Source organism: Lysinibacillus sp. NPDC096418, assembly GCF_044762775.1.
Lineage (GTDB): Bacteria > Bacillota > Bacilli > Bacillales_A > Planococcaceae > Lysinibacillus.
Genome location: NZ_JBIWEY010000006.1, coordinates 120,126 through 138,446, shown reverse-complemented (window position 1 = coordinate 138,446; position 18,321 = coordinate 120,126). Strand labels below are relative to the sequence as shown.

The window sequence follows — 18,321 nt, the reverse complement described above, 5'->3', positions numbered from 1 at the left end:
TGCTATCTAAGGGTATTAAAGTTTTGGGAGGATGTGACCTGCATGTTGACAAAAGGACTACATAAAGAGGAACATTTTTTTATTGTGAAAAATCATGAAGTAATTGTAAAAAGCGATATCGAAATCGAACTTCTTGAAAAAATAGTAAACCGCTATTGTAAAGGCAAAGAAACCTTTAAGGTTGAAGGTTATTTTGTACATGTATTAGTAACATCGCAAGGAAACTTATTTTATGTAAGACCATTGAAGCAGTTTAGCGATATTGATTTTATGAATCCTTTATCAAATAAAGTTTTAAACTCCATTTCAGATGGTATTACAATTTGTGATCGTAAGGGTAAAATATTATTTCAAAATGATATAGATATTGAAATTGTCGGCATGGATTTAATGGGAAGATACGCAAAAGACGTAATTGCTGAAGGGTTAATGAGTGATTCAATATCAATGAAAGTGATTGAATCAAAAGAAAAAGTAACAATCTTACAAACATTCATTAACGGAAAATGCCTTTTAGTTTCAGGTAAGCCAATTTTTGGTGAAGACCATGAGTTGCAATATGTAGTAGCGATTACACGTGATATGACGCATCTAAAACGGTTAGAACAAGAAATGAAAAAATTAGAAGTTCAAAATGAAAATTTTAAAAGTAAACTACAAACAATACAAAATGAAGAGTCTTTAAAAAGTAGTTTAATTGCCGTATCACCGGCCATGATGCAAGTAGTCAAGCGAGTCATGAAAGTGGCAGAAGTAGACTCTACTGTGTTAATTGGTGGCGAATCGGGTGTCGGGAAAGAAGAAATTACAAAGCTTATTCACACATATAGCAGACGTAGCCATAAGCAAATATTAACGATTAACTGTAGTGCAATACCTGAAACCTTACTAGAATCAGAGCTTTTTGGTTATGAAGCAGGGGCATTTACAGGTGCAATAAAGGGCGGAAAAGCAGGGCTATTTGAAATCGCATCTGGGGGAACGGTGTTTTTAGATGAAATTGGGGAAATGCCCTTGTTGCTACAAGCGAAATTATTGCGCGTGCTTCAAGAGTCTGAAGTACAGCGTATAGGTAGTGGAAAGCCTATTCCAATTGATGTACGTATTATTGCAGCGACGAATCGAAACTTAGCTGAAATGGTTAGGCAAGGTAGTTTTCGGGAGGACTTATATTATCGTTTAAATATTATCCCGATTGAAATTCCATCATTAAGGCATCGGCGGGAAGATATTATTCCGATGGTTAATCATTTTTTAACGTTAATTGAAGAAAAGTATGGGATTCATCGAACAATTGAGTCATCTGCCATGAAAATATTAGAGACATACGATTGGCCAGGGAATGTCCGTCAACTAAAGAATATGGTGGAGCGTATTTGCTTATTATCTACGCAAGCAGAAATAACTATAAATACTGTGCAACAAGAGCTGGATAGTAATCCTATTGTGGTGCGTAATACAGAGAATCTAGCTCAAGAAAAATATATGCAAGAGCATGAACCCGCTCCAATGTATTCTGGCACATTAAAAGAGCAGGTAGCATCGTTTGAAAAGCAAATGATTAAGCAAGCACTGTCTAAACACCCTAGTATACGACAAGCTGCCAAATCACTTGGCTGCGATCAATCTACACTTGTTCGGAAAATACAAAAATACCAATTAACACGACACGTTTCATATAAAGACTAATGATGCGTTTTTACATCATTTTTTCGCTTTTGCTTAAATAATTGCAGTTTTGAAAAGGTATTTAATGTTGTATTGCAAATATAATGAAAAAACACATCATTCATTTTCGATTAAATTTTTATACAGTCATCTATTGAAGTAATTAGGATCGAGGATGACAAATGGCATTTTCAAAAAGAAAATGCTTTTTTTTTTTGAGTTGGCACGGAAGTTGCTTTTATAAAAGTGTATGAAATTTTAAGCGGAAAGAGGATGGTATTTATGACAATTCAACTAAAAGAAGAATTAAAGGCATTAGATCAAAAGCATTTTCTTCATCCAACTACATCTATTGAACAACAACAAACGCAAGGGCCAAGTGCCATTTTCACAGAAGGAAAAGGAATCTATTTAAAAGATATAGAAGGCAATGTCTATATTGATGGAATGTCTTCGTTATGGAATGTAAACGTCGGCCATGGTCGTGAAGAAATAGCTGAAGTCGCAAAGGAACAAATGGCTAAACTAGCATTTAGTTCGTGCTTTGCTACATTCAGTAATGAACCTGCAATTCGTTTGGCAACAAAAATCGCTTCTGTAACTCCTGGTGATTTAAATACGGTATTTTTCACTTCAGGTGGTTCGGAATCAAACGATACAGCGATTAAATTAGCACGTCATTACTGGTTACTTAAAGGACAACCAAAGCGTCAAAAAATTATTTCACGTACACAGTCATACCACGGTGTAGCGATGGGGGCTACAAGTGCAACAGGATTACAAGCGTTTCGTGACTTTACGAACTCACCTGCACCTGATTTCCACTATGTATACAATCAATCCGCACGTAATTTACGCGAAACGATTGAAGAGCTAGGACCTGAAACTGTTGCAGCGTTTATTTCAGAGCCTGTACAAGGTGCTGGCGGTGTCAATATCCCGCAAAAAGACTATTTTAAAGAGGTGCGAGCTATTTGTGATGAATACGGAATTTTATTCATTGCAGATGAAGTAATTACGGGCTTTGGCCGTACGGGGAAATATTTTGGTATGGAGCATTTCGGCGTAGTGCCAGATATGATGTCATTTGCGAAAGGCGTATCTAGCGGTTATGCGCAACTTGGTGGCGTTGCGATTTCAGAAAAAATTCATAAAGATTACTGCGAACTTTCAAAAGGTACATTAATGCACGGTTATACTTACAGCGGCCATGCACTTGCTTGCCAAGTTGGACTGAAAAATATTGAAATTCTTGAACAGGAAAAGCTAATAGATAACGCAGCAAAGATGGGTGAGGCGATGTTAGAAGGCTTCAAAGCCCTTCAAGCAAAATATAGTTTTATCGGTTGCGTTCGTACGATTGGATTGCTAGGAGCGATTGAATTAGTAAAAAGTCGTGAAACTGGAGAGCTATTCGAAACACCTCTAAGTCCAGTTTTTGTACAAGAAACGATGAAACGCGGCTTAATCTTACGTACAGTTACTTACGATCAAGATACTGTTGTTTTCTCTCCACCGTTAATTTTATCTAAAGCAGAATTGGACGAAATGCTCCGTATTTTAGATGAGACATTTGAATATATCCGCAAAACATTAGTTGAGAAAGAAGGTTGAGCAATGATTATTGGGATTCCAAAAGAAATTAAAAATAATGAAAATCGCGTAGGTATGACACCAGGTGGAATTTTTGATCTTTTGAAAAATGGTCACATCGTAAAGGTAGAAACAGGTGCAGGATTAGGTAGTGGATTTACAGATGATGCCTATATAGAAGTGGGAGCAGAAATCGTTCCTACAGCGACAGAAGCATGGGATGTAGACATGGTCATAAAAGTGAAAGAGCCATTACCACAAGAATACGGATATTTTAAGAAAGATCTTATCCTGTTTACGTATCTTCATTTAGCGCCTGAACCTGAATTAACGAAACAGCTCATTGAAAAAGAAGTCGTGGCGATTGCTTACGAAACGGTTCAGCTACAAAACGGCGCGTTACCATTATTGACGCCTATGAGCGAAGTGGCAGGGCGTATGGCTGTACAGTTAGGTGCGCATTTTTTAGAAAAGCATGAGGGTGGAAAAGGTGTGTTACTTGGAGGTGTTCCAGGTGTATCACCAGCCAAAGTAGTCATTATTGGTGGGGGAATTGTCGGCACGAATGCCGCGAAAATGGCTGTTGGTGCAGGCGCAGATGTCACAATTTTAGATACGAATGTTGATCGTTTACGTCAATTGGATGATCAATTTGCTGGACGTTTAAGAACGCGCATATCCAATACATTTAATATTTCAGAAGAAATCAAGACAGCTGATTTATTAATTGGGGCTGTTTTAATCCCAGGAGCTCGTGCACCACGTTTAGTGACAGAAGAAATGGTGAAGGAGATGCCAAAAGGTTCCGTTATTATCGATGTTGCCGTTGACCAAGGTGGTTCCATTGAAACAATAGACCGTATTACAACACATAGTGAGCCAGTGTATGAAAAACATGGAGTTTTACATTATGCAGTTGCAAATATTCCTGGGGCAGTAGCGAGAACATCGACGATCGCATTAACAAATGTCACGTTACCATATGCCCTACAAATAGCTAATAAAGGCTACGAAAAGGCTGTACTAGAAAACGCGGTATTAGCAAAAGGTGTGAACACAGTACACGGGAAAATGACTTATGAAGCTGTGGCAAATGCTCATAACATTCCATTTACACCATTAAAAGACGTGCTACAAACTGTTGCAATCTAAGGAGGAGTTTTATGACAACTATCATTCGAGAAATACGAGAACAATTTAATCCTGCAAAACCATCTGAATGTATCGGCCAAGTAGAGCTATTAACACTGGATGAAACGAAAGCAATCGTTACAGCAGCGCAGGATGCATTTGAAGGATGGAAAAAGACATCATCAGTCGCACGTGGTGAAATATTACGCGTGACGGCAGACTTGTTCGAAAAAAATATCGATAAAGTAGCCGAAATTGCATCACATGAAATGGGTAAAACGAAAAACGAAATGATAGGTGAAGTGAAACGTGGTGCCTCCATCTTGCGATATTTCGCTCAAGAGGGTATGCGTGCAACAGGTGAGGTATTGCCATCTGCAAGTGAAGGGAAAATATTGTATACGAAGCGTGTGCCACTAGGTGTTGTGGCCGTTATTACACCGTGGAATTTCCCTGTTGCTATTCCTTTGTGGAAAATTGCTCCTGCATTAGTGTACGGCAATACAGTCGTTTGGAAGCCTTCTATTGAAACAGCGTTAACAGGGAAATTAATTGGTGAGCTTTTTGAACAAGCAGGCATGCCAAAAAACGTATTGAACGTTGTACAGGGGCGTGGATCGAAGGTAGGGCAAGTGTTGCTAGAAGCGCCTGAAGTTAAGGCTATTACATTTACTGGTTCTAATGGTGTTGGACAAAGCATTTTAAATACAGCTGGCCCTACTAAAAAGAAAATCCAATTGGAGCTTGGTGGGAAAAACGCAGCTATTATTTTAGCAGATGCCGACATCCATTTAGCTGCAAAGTTGACAATCGAAGGTGCGATGAAGCAGACGGGCCAACGTTGTACGGCAACTAGTCGAGTGTATATCGAGGAAGCTGTTTATGATAAAGTCTTAGAACATTTAATCCTAGAGGCACAAAAAATAGAAGTTGGTGTTACGATGGGCCCTGTTTCATCTAAAGGGCAATATGATGCTATTTTAGGAGCGATTGAACAAGCAAAATTGGATGGAGCCAAACTTGTATTTGGTGGTGGGCCTACACAAGGAAAATCGGAAGGTTATTACATTGATCCAACGATTTTCACTAATGTTACACATGATATGGCAATTGCTCACGAAGAAATTTTCGGGCCAGTACTTGCAGTGATGAAGGTGAAAGATTATGAAGAGGCTATTCGTTTATCAAATGACTCAGAGTTTGGGTTAAGTGCTTCCATCTATACAACTAATATTCAAAAAGCATTTGATTTTATTGAGCGCAGCGAGGTTGGACTTGTTCAAGTAAACGATGAAACTGGAGGTGCAGAACCTCAAGCACCGTTTGGGGGCATGAAAAACTCAAGTACAGGTGCACGTGAGCAAGGACAGGCTGCAAAAGAATTCTTTACAGTGTCTAAAACGGTTACTATAGGCACACATATCATTTGATTTATCTAAATGTTCAAATGAGTTTTTGGAAAAGTGTAATGGCGATAATGCAAAGAACTTTTCCTTGCTATGGAAGTCAGTGTTCGTATTTGTTTTTTATTATTTTTGTAGATTATTATGCAAAAAAATATAGGACAGTCCTAAAAGTGAAGTAGTGCTATTTTCTTTGATATTCAGGTGAAAATCCACGTAGACTCCTGCGGGAACAGCATAAGACGTAAGACGCAACAAACCGCGCGTAGCGAGGGTTGCGACTTACGTCGTGCCCGCGGAAAGCGAAGTGGATTTTTGCCATATAAAAAGCTAGTTGTTCTGCTTAAAGGAGATTAATAGATAGCAACGATTTTGTAGTTATATTGCATAAGTAGACCTGCTTAAAAAAGATAAAACTAATAAACGAAAGAAGGGATTTCTATGACTCACACTCGCTTAGCAATTGATGTCGGTGGAACTTTTACAGATGTCTTTGTATTTAACGAAGAAACAGGAGAAATATTTGTTACGAAAACGTCATCTACACCATCTAATCCAGAGCAGGGAATTTTAAATGGGGTTGAGAAGGCGAAACTGAATGGGAAGGATATTAAGATTTTTTCTCATGGGACAACTGTTGGAACTAATGCATTAATTGAACGAAAACTACCAAAAACAGCTCTCATCACAACGAAAGGTTTCCGAGATGTAACCGAAATTCGTCGTGGTACTAAGGAAGATATTTGGGATACCTATAAAGATACAGCAAAGCCTTATATACAACGACGTGATCGATTTGAAGTAACTGAACGTATAGATTATGAAGGAAATATTATTGAAGCGATTCAAGAAGATGAAATTCGAACTCTTGCGAAGAAATTAAAGCGTCGTGGAACAGAATCTATTGCAGTTTGTTTTCTAAATGCGTATGTAAATGGTGAAAATGAAGCAATAGTTAAAGCAATTTTGAAAGAGGAGCTACCAGATGTATATGTATGTATTTCAAGTGAGGTACTGCCGGAAATTTTCGAACATGAACGGATGAGTACAACGATTATAAATGCAGTTCTTGGACCAATTATGAGTAATTATATTAGCAAATTGAGCAATGAAATGCAGAAAAAAGGCTATGAAGAGGAAATTTTAGTTTTACATTCTGGTGGTGGCGTCATGACTTCGAGTACAGTCCCGCGCTATGCGGCTAGGTTAGCGAGCTCGGGGATAGCTGCTGGAGCGATTGCTAGTAAACACATAGCTAAGTTATGTGGATTTGAAAATGCAATTGGCTTAGATATGGGCGGGACAAGTACTGATATTTCACTAATGTATGAAGGAGATATTCGTATAACGAAGGATTGGTCGATTGAATATGGATATCCAATTGGGTTCCCAAGTATAGAGATTTTAACGATTGGTGCAGGTGGAGGTAGCTTAGCTTGGAAAGATGAAGGGGGCTCCTTACGTAATGGTCCACAAAGTGCAGGTGCAGTACCAGGACCTGCGTGTTATGGTCGAGGTGGTACAGAGCCAACCAACTCGGATGCTAATTTAGTTCTAGGGAGACTCGGTGTGAATCTATTAGACGGCACGATGCAATTAGATAAAGCTGCAGCAATACAGGCTGTTCAGAAAATTGCAGATGCATTCGATCATTCTACTGAAGAAGCGGCAAGTGCCATTATAGAAGTTGCAAATGCCAATATGAGTGATGCAGTTCGATTAATATCCGTTCGTCGAGGTTATGATCCGCGTGATTTTGCTCTTGTAGCCTTTGGAGGTGCAGGACCATTACACGGTGCATATCTAGCAAAAGATTTGAACATCCCAAAAGTCATTATCCCTACTCATCCAGGAGTAGCAGCTGCAATGGGATGTTTACTTGTAGATGTTCGACATGATATTTCTAAAACCTATGTGAAAAAGGTTAATGATGTATCTGAAGATGAGCTGACAAGGCAATTTGAAGAACTACGGAAAGAGGCTAAAGTGCTTTTAGAAGAGGAAGGGATTTCAGATGATACATCTACATTGATGAATTATATGGATCTTCGTTATAAGGGGCAGTGGCGTTCTTTAGCCGTTGTAGTACCAGATCAAATGATGTCGATGGAAGAGATATTAGAAGCATTCCATCGGGAACATGAGCGAGAATTTGCTTTTTCTGATAAGGAACAAACTGTAGAAATATATGGATTACGTGTGACGGCTATTGGAACAGTACCTAAGCCAGATTTCCCGCAATATGTACCTGAAGGCTCGATTGAAGATGCATATAAAGAAACACGTCCGGTTTATTTTGATGGTAAATATGTTGACACGAAAGTTTATAATCGCGACAAGATTCCGGTTCATACACAATTAATTGGACCAGCGATTGTAGATCAACTAGATACGACAACAGTTATTCCACCAGGGTTTACAGCTGAGGTAGATGCTTATAAAAATATCATTATTACGGTGAACTAATACATGAAAAGGGGGAAGTAATCTATGAGTACAACTAGGTTAGTGGTAAAGAATAAAATGCAAAATCTAGATCCAGTAACATTTGAAGTGTTAAAAAACGGCTTTGTCAATTTAGTCGATCAAATGGCTGAACAAATGTTACGTACATGTTATTCGTTTGTAATTTATAACCGGGATTTTAGTTGTGCATTATGTGATGCACAGGGAAATACTGTTATGCAAGGAACTCAAGATATCTCAGTTCATGTAGGGACATTGCATTTAACTGCGAAAGCTGTATTAGAGGATTTTGCAGGGGATATAAATCCTGGTGATGTATTTTTAGTAAATGATCCATATCGTGGTGGGACACATTTTAGTGATGTACGGGTTATTCTACCTGTATTCCATGGTGAGCAGCTGATTGCGCTAATGCAAACAAATGGACACTGGGCAGATGTCGGTGGTTCTAACCCTGGATCCTTTGATATTACTGCAAAGGAGCATTATGGGGAAGGATTACGTATTCCACCTGTACGTATTTATAGTAAAGGTCAATATTTAACAGATGTCGTGAATATTATCGTGAAGAATATGCGTATCCCAGAAGAACGTATGGGGGATTTACGTTCACAAATCGAAGCAGCTAAAGTTGGTGAGAAACAACTAAAAGAGATGATTAAGAAGTATGGTATTGATACCGTACTGTCAGCTTTCGATGAAGTACAAAATTACGTAGAACGTTTAATGAGAGCGAAAATAAAGACATTACCAAATGGACAATGGGAAACGGTAGATTACATTGATATGGATCCACAACTAGGCGATGGTCTAATTCCAATTCATGTAAAAATGACCATTACAGAAGATGAGATTTTCTATGATTTAAGTGGTTCTCATCCTGCTATCAGTTGCTTTTTAAATGCTGGATTCGGTTCAGCACTTTCAGGAACATATGCAGGAACAAAGACTTTCTTTCCCGAAATTCCACTGAACTCAGGATTCTATCGAGTCGTGAAAATTCACCTTCCTGAAAACTCTGTTGTGAATGCACCTAGCCCAGTAGCTGTATCGGGCTATTGCTCAGGTTCTTTTGAAAAGATTATGAATGCGTGCTTTGAACTATGGTCGAACATTATGCCTGAACGTGCTATTGCATGTTCATTTAACCTAGAGTACTTACTAATAGGCGGCTACGATAAACGACAAGATAACATCGAGTACTTCATGTGGTATGACTGGATGGCAGGGGGGCATGGTGGTCGTGTTGATCGTGATGGTGCGAATACAACTTCACCAGTGTTTGGCGTTGGATTAAGTGTCCAGCCATGTGAAGGTCAAGAACGTTTGTCACCTGTCATTACAACAAAGCATGAAATTATTACAGACTCAGCAGGGCCAGGGAAATATCGTGGTGGCTGCGGAGTTGAAAAGGGAGGAGTTTTAACAGACGTAAACCAAACTGTCATGTCTTATTGCTGTGATCGTTCACGCTCAATTACATGGGGAATTATGGGCGGCTTACCTTCTATTGCTCAAGGAGCTATTTTAAATCCAAATCAAGAGAATGAGGAGTTTTTGGGCACGATTTTCTCAAATGTAGAAGTGAATAAAGGTGACTCCTTTACACGTCCTTCTGCAGGAGGAGGAGGGTTAGGTGACCCATTAGAGCGGGATGTAAATGCTGTTTTAGAAGACGTAATTGATGAGTATGTTTCGATTGAACGTGCGAAGCTCGATTATGGAGTAGTGATTTATGAAGTTGATCGTGATATTGATGCATTTGAAATTGATCATGATGCAACTGCAATAGAACGTGATACTATTCGTAAACATCGTCATCAGTGGTTAGAAACAGATCCAATGGAAGTGGAGAAGCTGTACAATACAGGAGAAATTAATCAAATGGATGTTGTGCGTCGTTATGGTGTTATCATGGATTACAAAACAAATAAGGCCTTGCCAATTTCAACAAAGCAATATCGAGAAGCTATGAAAAAACGTTCATTAGCATACTGGAATCACTGATAAATAACCAAGAGTAATTCAAATTTGAATTACTCTTGGTTATTTAGTTTAGGCAAAACGACTGAGCTTGAAAAGCGATAAATCCTGCTTGCTTTCTCCGTGTAAGGCTAAATCGGCTAACACTTCGCCAACAGCACTACTAAATTTGAAACCATGACCTGAAAAGCCTGCCGCCACAAGTATATTGTGATGTCCTGGCAAAAAATCAATAATGAAATCTTCATCAGGGGTCATCGAATATTTGCAAGTTTTCCCGAATTTCAAGTCACCGTGATTAGGCATAAATTGAGTAATAAAGTTTTGTAAGTCGATCGCATCTTGTTCATCAAATGGACGAAGCGGTTCGTTCGGATTCACTATATCACCACCGTCATGTCGCCCGATTTTTAATCCCGCACCGTCAATGCTTGGAAATCCGTAATAAGAGCTTCCCTCTAATTCAAAGCAATAAGCAGGAAATTGTTGTTCTGCATAAAGGCTTTCATCTGCTTCAAACCATGCGAAAGTTTTGCGCATTGGTGTGACGGGAATGGATACGTCCATCGTTTGTAAAAGCTCTGTTGCCCAAGCACCTGCAGTGACGATTAGCTGTTTTGCCTCATACTGACCTTTGGTTGTCTGCACTCGCACAATATTGCCAGCTTCAATCGACTGTACTTTTTCATTAGTATGTAGTGTTGCGCCTGCTGAAAGGGCTAGCTGTTTATAGGCGGCAACGCAAGCCTCCACTCGTAACACCCCAGCAGTTGGCTCGAAGCAAGTTAAGAAGTTATCTGGCAAGGATAAGCCCGGCCACTTCTCCTTCGCTTCTGTAGCCGTATACTGTTCAATCGGTAAGTCGTAAAGCTTGGCACTTGATACAACGTTTTTAATAAAAGAATGAGTTGCCTCTCCGACATTGATCACGCCAGTTTGTAAAAATAATTGTTCATTCGTTTGTACTTCAAGTTCCTTCCAAAGCTCACCCGCTCTTTTGACAAAAGGTACATAGCTAGCACCTTCACCATACGCAAAACGAATAATACGCGTCTCCCCGTGATGGCTACCTTCCTCATGTGGAGGATTAAAAGAATCAATCATTAGCACATTTTTTCCGGTTTTCGCTAAGAAATAACCAGTTGCCATCCCCATTGAGCCTGCACCGATAATAATTACATCATAAGTCATAGTAATCCCTACTTTTTAAGTACAGTGTAGCAAAAACGAGAATGTTAAAACAGAACTTTCTAAAAATTATCATTTTAATAGTTTTATATTCGTTACTCTATGAATTCTTTAAAAGTAGTTAATGTAGAAGGTGTATGTTGTTCATTTTTTCTCGTGCATAGATAAATCGGGCGTTGAATATCAATATTTTTTACAAAAACGCGTGCTACCTGTTTACGATGGATAAATTCAGAAACTGCAATAGACGGTGCTAGCATAGCCCCATATCCTGCGGCAATAGCATGAATAGATTCGTTGATGCCATTTAATTGCAAGCCTATTTTAGGTGGGATTGTTTTATGGATTTTACATAAGGAGATTAATAATTCTTTCGTTGAGCTACCATCCTCACGCAAGATAAACGGTTCATTCATTAATTCCTGGAGTAAAACTTCTTGCTCTGCAAGTTTATGCCCGTAAGGCACGATAAACCAATAATCTAAATTCATAAGAAATGTGTAATCAATATCAGGGTGATGTCCATCTTCTTTGACGATAAAGCCTAAATCAGCCTTGTAGTGTAGTAGCTGTTCAATAACTTGTTTTGAGTTTTCTGTTTTCAAATGAATGTTAGTAGTTGGATAGGCTTGTTTATATTTCGCCATCCAATTAGGCAATAGAAAATGAGCTGGTACATGGGTAGCTGCGATATGTAATTCTTCGATACCTGTAAATTTCAGTTGTTCAACCTTGTTTTCAATATCCATCTCTAAATCAAAAAGGCGTTGTGCCTGTTTAAATAAAAATTCCCCATTGCTTGTAAGAGATATGCCTCTACCTTTCGATTCGACGAGGGTTAAACCGAGTTCTTTTTCTAAATTTCGAATTTGTATCGTGACGGCTGGTTGACTAATCATTAGTGTTTGAGCAGCTTTTGAAACACTTTGTAATTCAGCTACTTTCGTAAATAAGCGAAGTGCATGTAAATTCATCTTATACCTCTTTGTATAAATTTAATTAATATATTTATATAAATTATATATTAGATTTATTAATTTTCGCTAGGTATCCTTTTATTAACGAAAAAATAGTAGGGGGTACAGTTATGAATCGTCAACAGGCTGGCATATTGTTTGGTGGAGTATTATTACTGGTTGTCGCGATGGGCATCAGTCGTTTTGCATTTACACCAATTCTCCCATTTATGCGTCATGATGTAGGCTTTTCTTTTGAAGTGGCTGGATTTTTAGCATCTAGTAACTATATTGGTTATTTTATAGGAGCGCTATGGGCAGGGTTTGTGTATCGAAAGAGAAAAGCCTTCTTACTTATAAGTGTTGTGATCAATGTCCTTTCGGTTGTATTGATGGGTCTTATCGAACTATATAGTATCTGGCTTGCGCTTCGTCTTATTGCAGGTATAACAGGTGGGCTAATTTTTGTTTTAACATCAAGTATTATTATGGATTATTTAGCAAAACAGACATTAACACGCTGGTCTGGCTATTTATTTAGTGGAATTGGTCTTGGCATTGCGATTTCAGGACTTTTTGTACCTTATATGGAGGCCCATTTTGCATGGCAGGGGGCGTGGATTGGATTAGGTATTTTATCAGCGTTATTTTTAGTAAGTACGATAATTTTATGGAGAGATTTACAAGTTCAAGATGGCATGAAAGCGATGAAAACTTCTGAAACGAAGTTGACGCAAGGTTTTATGCCATGGCTTATTGCAGCATATGGTTTTGAAGGGCTAGGCTATATTATCACTGGCACATTTTTAGTAGACATTATACATAATATCCCTTCGCTTCAAGCTTATTCATCGTATAGCTGGGTAATTGTTGGCGTGGCGGCAATTCCTTCTGCACCCGTTTGGACTTTATTAATGGAAAAATTTTCAGCTATCAAAATATTGTTTGTGGCGTACATACTACAAGTTTTCGGTATTTTGTTACCGGTATTTTCTCAGACGGTATGGAGCGTATTATTGTCTTCATTTTTATTTGGCTTAACGTTTGTTGGTATCGTTACGTTAACGACTTCTTATGCTCGTCAACAGTTTCCGACACAAAGTGGCTCTGTTGTTTCAATCTTAACAACGTTTTATGCATTTGGACAAATCGTGGGTCCAATTATCGCGGGCAAATTGGTCGGTGTCTATAGTAGTTATAAAGCAGCACTTATTTTTGCAGGGGCAATTGTATTTTTTGCACTTGTGATTATGATGGTTGGTAGATGGAGAACAGCGAGGCGACAAGCCGAACTAGAGAATATGACAGTAGTTAGTGCACAAACAACACCATAGTTTTGGTGAGGGGCTTAAAATGGACCACATATTTCCATGGACAACTGTATTAACAGTTGTCTTTTTTATGTGCTGGGAATTGTACTTGTTAGAGAATAAAATTCAATTATGGGAAATTTTTACGATATTAAAAGTGACGTATGTTTCATTGCCTACTGATGGCACAAATATGTCGGAATTAATAATCTCGTAAAACAATGGCTGAAAAGGAGAGTCGATTATATGAAAGTTCAAGCAAGCACAAACAAATATGCAAGGCCTATCAAGAAAAACAACATGAAAAGCCTGTCCCCCGATTTGTTTTTAGATGAAGAGAAAAAGAAAAGAGGGAAAGCTAAATTTGAAATTAGAAATGAAAATGGCTATATCCGTCATTATATTATTAAGGCAAATGGCGAAAAAATACTTGTGAAAGAAGTGAAGCAACAACAAGAACTGTCTTGTGAAACAGGAAGGGGAGAATTTTCGGATTCCCTTGATAAAAAATTAATAGAGCAGCTTACTTCTAAACTACCACCGAATCAGCGAAATAAAGAGTCTGATGAAAAAATTATTGGACAAAGAGAAACTCGCATAAATAAATATAAAGCGGGGATTTGATTTATTTTGAGATAGCATGGAGGGGTCTAATAGGTTCTGAATTAGCTAAGCTGAAACTGTAAAGAAAACAGATTGTATGACTAGTAAGCACTATACAACTAAAAGGGAATGTAAATGTGCTTTTGTGCTTCTGTATTTCATTGTGAATATAACCAATGCTTTGTTGATGAATTTATTATTAGATAGATTTGTATGTTTGCAGATATGAAGAATAAGGTAAGTGTATAGTATGCAAACACAATAATCATTGGAGGGGACACCATGCAAGATTTACTGTTAATTTTATTGTTACAGCTTTTATATGTTCCTTTACTAACATTACGTACAATCTTTTTAGTAAAAAACATCACAACTTTAGCTGCTATCATTGGCGTCTTAGAAATGAGTATTTATGTATTTGGTTTATCACTAGTTTTTAATGGAGACCAAAGTATTTTAGCGATGATTATTTACGCAGTTGGTTTTGGAATAGGAATATTTGCGGGTACAGCTATTGAAAAGAAATTAGCAATAGGCTATGTCTATACAACCGTTAATACAAAATTAAAAAATGAAGAGATGGTCAATTTTCTCCGTTTAGAAGGATTTGCTGTCACGACTTATGTTGGAGAAGGGCGCGATAGTAATCGTTATAAATATGAAATATTGACAAAACGTAATCGTGAAGCAGAGCTATTTCATCTAATTGAAAAGTTTGAACCTAACGCATTTATTATTTCATATGAACCAAAATCGTTTAAAGGTGGATTTTTATTGAATCGCATTCGTTCAAAAGCAGAAAAGTAGGTTGACGATAATTATGATCTATGAAGTTTTCTAAGTATAGTAGAGGGCAAATAATATGCTGTATATAGGTGCTTTTTTTCATGTTAGTACGACAAAATGGCAGCATCCTATTCAATTGAATAGGATGCTGCCATTTTTATTTTGTTTAGGATACTCTAAATTCTCGGACTCGCAAGTAGCTGTCGGATGTGAACTAGCGCTTTAGCGTATTTGTTCATTATTGAAAATTAGCTGGTACGTGGATACTTTGTGATGAAAAGTCTAGAAGATTTCCACTATGATCTTTTATTCCATTCGTTGCTGATTTTTGAATCATCACATTACTACCAGCTCTCAAAATCCCATTTTGTGTAATGATAACTTGCGCCGTTTTTGAATCTGGTAAGATGTGTGTTGCAGTTGTAGCAGTAACACCATTGATAATTACATTAAAATCGGTTGGAGCAACATTTAAAACATCTTCTGAAAAGACAAGCGTAATCATTGAGGTACTTGTTACATAGGCAGATGCAACTTTTGGTGCTAGGTTGTCTTTTAAGTTTATCGTTGTTTTATGTTCTGGCATCATTTCTGTTGAATTCGTTGCCTTTAAGCCTTTAATCGTAATATTACGTTCACCTGAAAAATTATTTGTATCTTTTCTAAGTGTCAGTTTTATACTATTTAAATTTGTTGCCTCGATAACAGCACTTTCTACTTGTGCACCGTCAATTACATAGTTCTCAATATTTTTTGCGAGGGCCGGGTCAACTGGATGATTAAATTGCAAATAAACAACATTATTATCTAACAACATATCATTAGTAGCTGTACGAATACCTACTAATGCTAACTTATTTAAATTTACGTTTAAGTCACCTGTACGGGTAAATTTCAAGTTCGCTAATTGCTTCAAGTTCACGCCATAAGTACTCGAAACGCCTGTAAATGTCAGTGTACCATCAAAGTTAGCACCTTTTATATCGAATTGATTTAATAAAGAAGATAGCTTTATACGAACCTTTGTCGGTGCATCCTTCACAGCTAACACTTCACTTGCGGATACATGTCCAGTATTATATAAAATATTTTGATGGATATAACTACCAGTAAATGATGCATTAGGATAACCGCTCAATTTCATTGCTTTATCAAATGTTAATTGTAAATACTCTATATTTTGATCAGTTACTACTTCAGAACTTACGAGAGTGGGTGGGTTCTCGTCTTTCGTGAAATTGTAAATAGTAGAGAAAGTTGCTATTTCTCCTGATAGGTCTGTGACAACACGTTGGCTTGCTGTTGCGATTGTTGTTACACCTAATAGTGGAACATTCTCATGCACTGTTACATTAAATAAACGGCCATTTGTTGAATCTTTTTCGACTTTCGTCACCGCTAGAGGTGTAGAACCAAGTGTTACGGCTAAATCCATTGGTGTAATAGCTAGTAATTCCTCAGAGAATAGTAGTTGGAATGTATTTGGACCTGTTTGATGGACACTTGCTAATGTAGGAGCAATGCCGTCTTTATCGCCTTTTTTCACGGTTACGGTCGCTGGGTTTGGTGAGATTAAATTGCCTGCCACATCACGTGCTGCGATAAATGTTAATTGTATCTCAGCTCCCGGTGACAATGGTTGTCCATTTGCTGTAGCACCAGATAAATCAAGTGTCGCTTCTGTTGCATGGGCAGCCAATGCGCCTTTAATGCCAACAACTTTCGCACCATTCGGTAAAGTCGCTTGGATTTGTTCATTCGCAAAGGCTAACATTGGTTCGGAAAATTGAACAGTGAAAGCTGATGCATTGCCTTGTTTTGTACCAATAATGAACGGTGCAGTTGTATCTTCTCCGACTACCAATGTGCTGTCTAATTTATTTACATAGACACCCTGCACTGTTTTTACATTTTGTAAGACGTAACGATGTGTGCCTTTTAACGATTCTTTAAAAGTAAACGTAATCGCTTTTTTATCTTCGCTTAGTTCTGTTTTGAAAACAGCAAGTGCCTTTAAAGTATCAAGATTAGAGAACGTAAACACATTGTCAGCTACTGTTCCATCCGCTTTAAGCACCGATGCTGGGTCAATCGCTTGGTTAAATGCTACCTTTACCTGTGTACCATTTACCGCATCAATGGATTTTACTTTTAGTTCCGCTACCACATATGTCACGACAGCTGAATACGGCTTTTCATTAATGATAAAATCCACTTTCGTTTCTTCATTTTCTGGTAATGGCGTCGGTAACGTCACTGTATGCTGTGTTCCATCTGTTAATGTAACTTGGAGTGTTGTTGCATTTGTGACAGCGACTGTTTGAATAAGTAAAGGTACTTCTGGTTGGATTGGTGGAACTGTTTCTGGCTCTGGAATTGGCTCTTTCCCAACTTCATCAATATTTGTCATTGTACGATGTAAAAATGATGCGAATTGTCCGCGTGTTAATGTATTTTTTGGATTGAAATTTTTTACATTTGTGATTTTTGCGTATTCTAATGCAATAATCGCTTCACGGTTTTCATCAGCAGATGCCTTATGTAAATCTGTCATCGCAGTTTCGAATTTTTCTTCTCTATATTTCTCTATTAAATCGACATTATAAACCGTTTTAATTGCACGAACTAGTACAACAGCCATTTGTTCACGTGACATATTATTTGCTTGAATTAATTTATTGTTAGACCCTTTAAATACACCCTCGTCCTTCACAAGTGCGGCATATTGTAATAATTCCTTATCTTTTGAAGTCGTTGGCAAGTCCGTAAAACGGGCTTTCTTATCAAAATCTTCTGGAATACTGAAGTTTTCAGCTACAAGCCATTTACCTAAAAATTTCGTTACACTACCACGTGTCACGACAGCATCTGGTTTAAACGTGCCATCTGTGTAGCCGCCTACGATTTTTAACTCCGCTAATGCTAGAATTGCTTCTTTATGGTCATTTTTATTAATATCTGAAAAGCTTGCAGCATTTGCTACAGGTACTACTGCTGAAGCTATTAATGCCGCTGATGCTGCACCTACAACCCATTTACTATGTCTATTATTCAAGTTAAATTCCCCCTCTAAAGGTAGTCTAGTTCCTATTATAAAAGAAAACTGTATACTTTTCCAAAAAAATGTCGAAATGTTGAATGGAGGAAAGGGTAGGGAGTCTAAGAGCGGTCTTTTGAATAATATAAATAGTTATTTTTGGTAAAAATATATTTACTTTACAAATATAATCAGTT

Annotated in this window: 13 protein-coding genes; 10 read left to right on the top strand and 3 right to left on the bottom strand. The window is 37.8% G+C overall.

Annotation, left to right across the window (positions count from 1 at the left end):
* The first annotated feature begins 42 nt into the window (after positions 1 to 42).
* From ACIQZG_RS07995 to ACIQZG_RS07970, 6 genes are all read left to right on the top strand, one after another.
* Positions 43 to 1,689, top strand: coding sequence for a sigma-54 interaction domain-containing protein (locus ACIQZG_RS07995; RefSeq protein WP_402754639.1), 1,647 nt, complete (start codon positions 43 to 45; stop codon positions 1,687 to 1,689).
* A gap of 261 nt (positions 1,690 to 1,950) precedes the next feature.
* Complete coding sequence (locus ACIQZG_RS07990; RefSeq protein ID WP_402754638.1) at positions 1,951 to 3,282, top strand: aminotransferase family protein; 1,332 nt, start codon at positions 1,951 to 1,953, stop codon at positions 3,280 to 3,282.
* Between the two features lie 3 nt (positions 3,283 to 3,285).
* The gene (gene ald, locus ACIQZG_RS07985) at positions 3,286 to 4,413 is read left to right on the top strand and encodes an alanine dehydrogenase (protein WP_402754637.1); all 1,128 of its coding nucleotides are present in this window, start codon (positions 3,286 to 3,288) and stop codon (positions 4,411 to 4,413) included.
* Positions 4,414 to 4,424: 11 nt separating this feature from the next.
* A complete protein-coding gene (locus ACIQZG_RS07980; RefSeq protein WP_402754636.1) occupies positions 4,425 to 5,822 on the top strand; it encodes an aldehyde dehydrogenase family protein in 1,398 nt (465 codons plus the stop codon).
* Positions 5,823 to 6,236: 414 nt separating this feature from the next.
* Entirely contained in the window at positions 6,237 to 8,261 is a 2,025-nt protein-coding gene (locus ACIQZG_RS07975) for a hydantoinase/oxoprolinase family protein (RefSeq protein ID WP_402754635.1), read from the top strand.
* Between the two features lie 24 nt (positions 8,262 to 8,285).
* Positions 8,286 to 10,268 carry a hydantoinase B/oxoprolinase family protein gene (locus ACIQZG_RS07970; protein ID WP_402754634.1) on the top strand — a complete coding sequence of 661 codons (1,983 nt, stop codon included), beginning with the start codon at positions 8,286 to 8,288 and terminating at the stop codon, positions 10,266 to 10,268.
* Positions 10,269 to 10,316: 48 nt separating this feature from the next.
* On the opposite strand, the gene solA is transcribed toward ACIQZG_RS07970, so the two are convergent.
* Together solA and ACIQZG_RS07960 are read right to left on the bottom strand one after the other, a co-directional pair.
* Complete coding sequence (solA, locus tag ACIQZG_RS07965) at positions 10,317 to 11,435, bottom strand: N-methyl-L-tryptophan oxidase (protein WP_402754633.1); 1,119 nt, start codon at positions 11,433 to 11,435, stop codon at positions 10,317 to 10,319.
* Between the two features lie 92 nt (positions 11,436 to 11,527).
* Complete coding sequence (locus tag ACIQZG_RS07960) at positions 11,528 to 12,406, bottom strand: LysR family transcriptional regulator (protein WP_402754632.1); 879 nt, start codon at positions 12,404 to 12,406, stop codon at positions 11,528 to 11,530.
* 113 nt (positions 12,407 to 12,519) lie between these two features.
* On the opposite strand from ACIQZG_RS07960, the gene ACIQZG_RS07955 reads away from it, so the two are divergent.
* The 4 genes from ACIQZG_RS07955 to ACIQZG_RS07940 all read left to right on the top strand — a co-directional run bounded on the left by ACIQZG_RS07955 (position 12,520) and on the right by ACIQZG_RS07940 (position 15,108).
* Positions 12,520 to 13,722 (top strand): YbfB/YjiJ family MFS transporter, encoded by a 1,203-nt coding sequence (locus tag ACIQZG_RS07955; RefSeq protein WP_402754631.1) that lies wholly within the window; start codon positions 12,520 to 12,522, stop codon positions 13,720 to 13,722.
* Positions 13,723 to 13,741: 19 nt separating this feature from the next.
* Complete coding sequence (locus ACIQZG_RS07950; protein WP_402754630.1) at positions 13,742 to 13,915, top strand: hypothetical protein; 174 nt, start codon at positions 13,742 to 13,744, stop codon at positions 13,913 to 13,915.
* A 29-nt stretch (positions 13,916 to 13,944) separates the two neighbouring features.
* Entirely contained in the window at positions 13,945 to 14,322 is a 378-nt protein-coding gene (locus ACIQZG_RS07945; RefSeq protein WP_402754629.1) for a hypothetical protein, read from the top strand.
* 261 nt (positions 14,323 to 14,583) lie between these two features.
* Positions 14,584 to 15,108 (top strand): DUF2179 domain-containing protein, encoded by a 525-nt coding sequence (locus ACIQZG_RS07940; protein ID WP_402754628.1) that lies wholly within the window; start codon positions 14,584 to 14,586, stop codon positions 15,106 to 15,108.
* A 217-nt stretch (positions 15,109 to 15,325) separates the two neighbouring features.
* Here ACIQZG_RS07940 and ACIQZG_RS07935 read toward each other — a convergent pair whose 3' ends face one another.
* Positions 15,326 to 18,142 (bottom strand): S-layer homology domain-containing protein, encoded by a 2,817-nt coding sequence (locus ACIQZG_RS07935; protein WP_402754627.1) that lies wholly within the window; start codon positions 18,140 to 18,142, stop codon positions 15,326 to 15,328.
* Between the last annotated feature and the right edge of the window lie 179 nt (positions 18,143 to 18,321).